This window comes from Brevundimonas sp., from assembly GCF_036405315.1.
Taxonomy (GTDB): Bacteria; Pseudomonadota; Alphaproteobacteria; order Caulobacterales; family Caulobacteraceae; genus Brevundimonas.
In genome coordinates this window covers 1-6,339 of the sequence record NZ_DASWXW010000118.1, presented here as the reverse complement: position 1 = coordinate 6,339, position 6,339 = coordinate 1, and the positions used below count along the sequence as shown (strand labels likewise).

The window sequence follows — 6,339 nt, the reverse complement described above, 5'->3', positions numbered from 1 at the left end:
GAAATCGAAGGCGAGATGGGCGACAGCCTGCCCGGCCTGCAGGCCCGCCTGATGAGCCAGGCCCTGCGCAAGCTGACCGCCTCGATCTCCAAGTCGAAGTGCATCGTCCTCTTCATCAACCAGATCCGTCACAAGATCGGCGTCATGTACGGCTCGCCGGAAACGACGACGGGCGGCAACGCGCTGAAATTCTACGCCTCGGTCCGCCTCGACATCCGCCGCACCGGCGCGATCAAGAACCGCGACGAGGTCGTCGGCAACACCACCCGCGTCAAGGTGGTCAAGAACAAGGTCGCCCCGCCGTTCCGCGAGGTCATCTTCGACATCATGTACGGCGAGGGCATCTCCAAGATCGGCGAGATCATCGACCTGGGGGTCAAGGCCAACATCATCGAGAAGTCGGGCTCCTGGTTCTCCTACGACTCCACCCGCATCGGTCAGGGCCGCGAGAACGCCCCAGAATTCTTGAAGAACAACCCCGACATGGCCGCCGCCATCGAGAAGGCCGTGCGCCAGTCCACAGCCAAGATCGCCGACGACATGCTGGGCGCGCCCGAGCCCGACGAAGGCCAAGATCTGGAGGGCTGATCCAGCCGCTCCGCCAGAGCTTCCGTCCGTCGTCCCCGCGACCCGCCTACCGACCCCGCGGGGTCGGTCGGACGGAGCCGGCCCGCCCGAGCACCTCGGGCGGGCCTCTTTTTGTTGGGGACATGGCCGCCCGATCTTCATCGAGCGGGTTTCCTTTGTCTGAGCGCCTACGGTTTCCGCTCATTCCCGCGGAGGCGGGGACCCCGTAAGAGCCTCATGCGCTATCACTGGCCGCCAGTGCTTGCTGCCAAAGCACTGGGTCCCCGCCTCCGCGGGGATGAGCGGATGTAGAAACGAACCGCTCTTTTCTCGCCCCGCCCCGCCGGGCAAACTTGGCCGCGAAGAACGGAGCCTGCCATGACCCTCGCCACCGCCGACCTCTGCGACGCCCATCCCGGCGTGGTGAAGGTCTGCCAGACCCCGTTCCGCAGCTTCGGCCGGGTCGCCGCCTTCCACGGACCGATCCGCACCCTCAGCGTGCTGGACGACAACGCCCTGGTCCGCCAGGCGCTGGAACGGCCGGGTCAGGGCGCGGTTCTGGTGGTCAACGGCGGCGGCTCGCTGAAGCGGGCGCTCGTGGGCGACAATCTGGCGAAGCTGGCCATCGACAACGGCTGGGCCGGGATCGTCGTCCACGGCGCCGTGCGCGACAGCGGCGTCCTCGACACCATGCCGGTCGGCGTCAAGGCCGTGGGGACCACCCCCCTGCGCGCCGACCGCGACGCCATCGGCGAGATCGACATCCCCACCGCCTTCGGCGGCGTCATCTTCACCCCCGGCGACTGGCTCTACGCCGACGCCGACGGGGTCATCGTCTCGCCCCGCCGTCTGCACGATTAGAGCCCGACCGACCGGAAAAGCCCGCCCCGAGCCGCGCGATCACGCGCCAGTGATGCGCTCGACGCAAAATCCCTATATGAGGCGCGTTCCGACATTCTCCCCGCGCGCCCGAATTCCTTAGAGCGATACGCCATGACCAGCCTGAAACAGATCCGCTCCACCTTCCTCGACTACTTTGCGGCCGACGGTCACGAGAAGGTGCAGTCGGCTCCGCTGGTGCCGCAGAACGACCCGACCCTGCTGTTCGTCAACGCGGGCATGGTGCCGTTCAAGGACTATTTCACCGGCGCGGCCGTCCCGCCCTACAAGCGCGCTGCCAGCTCGCAGAAATGCGTCCGCGCCGGCGGCAAGCACAACGATCTGGACAACGTCGGCTATACCGCGCGCCACCACACCTTCTTTGAAATGCTGGGCAATTTCTCGTTCGGCGACTACTTCAAGGAGCACGCCATCGAGAGCGCCTGGGGGCTGCTGACCAAGGAGTTCGGCCTCGATCCCAAGCGCCTGCTGGTCACGGTCTATCACACTGACGACGAAGCCTTCGACATCTGGAAGAAGGTCACGGGCTTCGCGGACGAGAAGATCATCCGCATCCCGACCAACGACAACTTCTGGGCCATGGGCGACAGCGGCCCGTGCGGCCCCTGCACCGAGATCTTCTACGACCACGGCGACCACATCTTCGGCGGCCCTCCCGGTTCGCCGGACGAGGACGGCGACCGCTTCGTGGAGATCTGGAACAACGTCTTCATGCAATACGAGAAGGAGAACGATCAGATCGTTCGCGACCTTCCCAAGCCCAGCGTCGACACCGGCATGGGTCTGGAGCGCATCGCCGCCGTGCTGCAGGGCGTTCACTCCAACTATGAAGTCGACCTGTTCAGGAGCCTGATCAACGCCTCGGAAGAACTGACCTCGACCAAGGCCGAGGGCGAACGCGCCCCCAGCCACCGCGTCATCGCCGACCACCTGCGCTCGACCGCCTTCCTGATCGCCGACGGCGTGACGCCGTCGAACGAGGGCCGGGGCTATGTCCTGCGCCGCATCATGCGCCGCGCCATGCGACACGCCCACCTGCTGGGCGCCGCCGACCCGCTGATGCACCGTCTGGTGCCGACCCTGGTCCAGGAGATGGGCGAGGCCTATCCCGAACTGGGCCGCGCCCAGGCCTTCATCGAGGACACGCTGAAGCAGGAAGAGATCCGCTTCCGCACCACCCTGGGCCGCGGCATGAACCTGTTCGACCAGGCCACGACCGACTTCAAGGCTGGCGACATGCTGGACGGCCAGACGGCCTTCACCCTCTATGACACCTACGGCTTCCCGCTGGACCTGACCCAGGACGAGGCCCGCCGTCGCGGCTTCTCGGTCAACGTCGCCGGCTTCGAATCCGCGATGGAAGAACAGCGCGCCCGCTCGCGCGAACACTGGACCGGCTCGGGCCAGACGGCCTCGGCCGGCGCCTGGCTGGCCCTGCGCGACCAGCACGGCGTGACCCAGTTCACCGGCTATGAGTCGGAAACCGGCGAAGGCCAGGTCGTCGCCATCCTCAAGGACGGCGCCGCCGTGGACGCCGCCGAGGCCGGCGACGTGGTCGAGGTGGTGCTGAACCAGACGCCCTTCTACGGCGAGGGCGGCGGTCAGGCCGGCGACAAGGGCGGCTTCGTCTGGACCAACGGCGAAGGCCGCGTGCTGGACACCAAGAAGCACGCTGACCTCTTCGTTCATACGGTTCAGGTGGCCCAGGGCGCGGCCCTGACGGTCGGCGCGACGGTGGCGGCTGTGGTCGAGCCGGGCTCGCGCCCGACGACCCGCGCCAACCACTCAGCCGCCCACCTGCTGCACGCGGCGCTGAAGAACGTGCTCGGCCCGCACGTCGCCCAGAAGGGCCAGATGGTCGACGCCGAGCGCATGCGCTTCGACTTCAGCCACAACGCCCCCCTGACGGACGAGGAGATCGCCCGTCTCGAGGACGAGGTGAACGCCGTCATCCGCCAGAACCTGCCGACCACCACCGAACTGATGCACCCCGAGGCCGCCATCGAGGCCGGCGCGGTCGCCCTGTTCGGCGAGAAATACGGCGACGAGGTCCGTGTCCTGACCCTGGGCCACGCCCTCGCTGGCGACGGCGCCTATTCGGTCGAACTGTGCGGCGGCACCCACGTGGCCCGCACCGGCGATATCGCCCTGTTCAAGATCGTGTCGGAAGGCGGCGTCGCCGCCGGCGTCCGCCGCATCGAGGCCCTGACCGGCGACGCGGCCCGCCGCTTCCTGCTGGATCAGGCCAATGTCGCCCGCCAGCTGGCCCAGAGCTTCAAGATCCAGACCGCCGACGTTCCGGCCCGCGTCGAGGCCCTGAGCGCCGAGCGCAAGGCGCTGGAGAAGCAGGTCGCCGACCTGAAGAAGCAGCTGGCCCTGGGCGGCGGTTCGGGCGCCAATGCGGCCCCCGAGACGATCAACGGCGTCACCCTGATCGCCCGCGTCCTGGACGGCGTCGACGGCAAGGGCCTGCGCGGCGTGGCCGAGGACTTCAAGAAGCAGATCGGCTCGGGCGTCGTCGCCCTGGTCGGCGTCACCGACGGCAAGGCGGCCATCACCGTCGCCGCGACGCCGGACATGGCGGGCAAGGTGAACGCGGCCGACCTGGCCCGCGACGCCGTCATCGCCATGGGCGGCAAGGGCGCCGGCGGCAAGCCCGACTTCGCCCAGGGCGGCGCCCCGGACGGGTCGAAGGCCGAAGCCGGTCTGGAGGCCATCCGGGCCGCGCTGAAGGGCTAGACCCCTTCAAAGCTGAAACAGGAAAGGGCGGCGCATCGGATGCGCCGCCCTTTTTCTTCGTCTGATCATCAACAATCCGCTCATCCCCGCGGAGATTTTTTACTCCGGCTGGCTCAGATCAATCCCCGCCAGCTTCCAGCCGAACAGGTTGCGGCGCTTCATCAGCAGGGAGACCTGCTCGTCCGGCTGGTCGTCGCGGCTCAGGGTGACGGCGAAGGTGTCGAGGTCGCGGTAGCCCCAGGACTGGCGCACCTTCTGGCTCTCGCGCTTGCTGGCCGACGGGGGCCCAACCTCCGGTTCGACCTTGGCCAGATCGGGCTTGGGCGCCTGGCCCTCCTGCACCATGGCCGAGATGGCCTCAGGCGTGACGAAGGCGTCCACCGCGCCCGAGACCAGTGTCGGGGCCAGCATCATGCCCAGGCCCGACAGGCCGCCCAGACGGTCGTCCTTACGCATCTCTGACACCATGCGGGCGCTCAACTCGTCCTTCAGGCTGGCGCGGAAGGCGGGAAAATCGACCTGGCGCTCCAGCGCCTGCTCATCGCCGGTCTTGGCCGCCTGCACCAGCGACCGCGCCGCCAGCAGGGGCGATGCGGCATAGGCCAGAACGAACGCCGCCACGGCGGCGCCCCCCAGTCGAATGATCAGTTTCTGGTTCATCGGCCCTCCCCTGCCTTACGAACGCGACGGGTAAGCGACATGTGACGCACACGACCTCGAAAACCCCCATGGACATTAAGGGCATGGTTCGAGGGGGGGCTCAAGGGCGTCGTTAACCCTTGGCGGAAAATAGAAAAGGCCCGCCGGATTTCTCCGACGGGCCTTGATGTTCACGACCTCGCGCTCAACCAGCGCGAAGCGCGATAGCGCTACTAACCAATATTCGGCAGGGCCTTGCGCAGGTTCTCGGACACCTTGTCCAGGAACCCCTCGGTGGTCAGCCACGACTGCTGGTCGCCGACCAGCAGGGCCAGGTCCTTGGTCATGAAGCCCGACTCGACGGTCTCGACCACGACGCGTTCCAGGGTGGCGGCGAACTCGGCCAGCTCGGCGTTGTCGTCCAGCTTGGCGCGGTGCGAGAAGCCGCGCGTCCAGGCGTAGATCGAGGCGATCGAGTTGGTCGAGGTGGCCTCGCCCTTCTGATGCTGGCGGTAGTGGCGCGTCACGGTGCCGTGGGCGGCTTCCGATTCCAGCACCTTGCCGTCCGGCGTCATCAGCACCGAAGTCATCAGGCCCAGCGAGCCGAAGCCCTGGGCCACGACGTCCGACTGCACGTCGCCGTCGTAGTTCTTGCACGCCCAGACGAAGCCGCCCGACCACTTGATGGCCGCGGCCACCATGTCGTCGATCAGGCGGTGCTCATAGGTCAGGCCCTTGGCCTTGAAGTCGGCCGCGAATTCCTCGTCGAACACCTTCTGGAAGATGTCCTTGAAGCGGCCGTCGTAGGCTTTCAGGATGGTGTTCTTGGTCGACAGATAGACCGGGAAGTTGCGCTGCAGGCCGAACGAGAAGCTGGCGCGGGCGAACTCGGTGATCGAGTCGTCGAGGTTGTACATGCCCATGGCGATGCCCGCCGAGGGGAAGTCGAACACTTCGTGCTCGATGACCTGGCCGTCTTCGCCCTGGAACTTGATCGTCAGCTTGCCGGGGCCGGGGACCAGGAAGTCCGTGGCCTTGTACTGGTCGCCAAAGGCATGACGACCGACGACGATCGGCTGGGTCCAGCCGGGAACCAGGCGCGGCACGTTTGAGCAGATGATCGGCTCGCGGAAGACCACGCCGCCAAGGATGTTGCGGATGGTGCCGTTCGGCGACTTCCACATCTTCTTCAGGCCGAATTCCTTCACCCGGGCTTCGTCCGGAGTGATGGTGGCGCACTTCACGCCGACGCCGTGCTTCTGGATGGCCTTGGCCGCGTCGATCGTCACCTGGTCGTCGGTGGCGTCGCGGTTTTCCATGCCGAGATCGTAGTAGTCGAGGTCCAGGTCCAGATAGGGGAAGACCAGCTTGTCCTTGATCATCTGCCAGATGATCCGGGTCATTTCGTCGCCGTCGATGTCCACGATGGGGTTGGCGACCTTGATCTTGGCCATGCTCTGCCTCTGTCTCTTAATCAGGGAAGGAATATCGTGC

At 66.7% G+C, this 6,339-nt stretch carries 5 protein-coding genes; 3 read left to right on the top strand and 2 right to left on the bottom strand.

The features are described 5' to 3' along the window. From VGE49_RS06915 to alaS, 3 genes are all read left to right on the top strand, one after another. A partial coding sequence (locus VGE49_RS06915; RefSeq protein ID WP_473964838.1) for a recombinase RecA family protein occupies nucleotides 1–588 on the top strand: 588 nt, incomplete at its 5' end. A 357-nt stretch (nucleotides 589–945) separates the two neighbouring features. Continuing rightward, on the top strand, nucleotides 946–1,428 hold the full coding sequence (gene rraA, locus VGE49_RS06910; protein ID WP_331033827.1) for a ribonuclease E activity regulator RraA: 483 nt from the start codon (nucleotides 946–948) through the stop codon (nucleotides 1,426–1,428). A gap of 132 nt (nucleotides 1,429–1,560) precedes the next feature. Next, on the top strand, nucleotides 1,561–4,206 hold the full coding sequence (gene alaS, locus VGE49_RS06905) for an alanine--tRNA ligase (protein WP_331033826.1): 2,646 nt from the start codon (nucleotides 1,561–1,563) through the stop codon (nucleotides 4,204–4,206). A gap of 99 nt (nucleotides 4,207–4,305) precedes the next feature. Here the strand turns inward: alaS and VGE49_RS06900 are convergent, their stop codons facing one another. Further along, on the bottom strand, nucleotides 4,306–4,866 hold the full coding sequence (locus tag VGE49_RS06900) for a DUF2939 domain-containing protein (RefSeq protein WP_331033825.1): 561 nt from the start codon (nucleotides 4,864–4,866) through the stop codon (nucleotides 4,306–4,308). 212 nt (nucleotides 4,867–5,078) lie between these two features. Then, nucleotides 5,079–6,299, bottom strand: coding sequence for an NADP-dependent isocitrate dehydrogenase (locus VGE49_RS06895; protein WP_331033824.1), 1,221 nt, complete (start codon nucleotides 6,297–6,299; stop codon nucleotides 5,079–5,081). Nucleotides 6,300–6,339 lie beyond the last annotated feature (40 nt).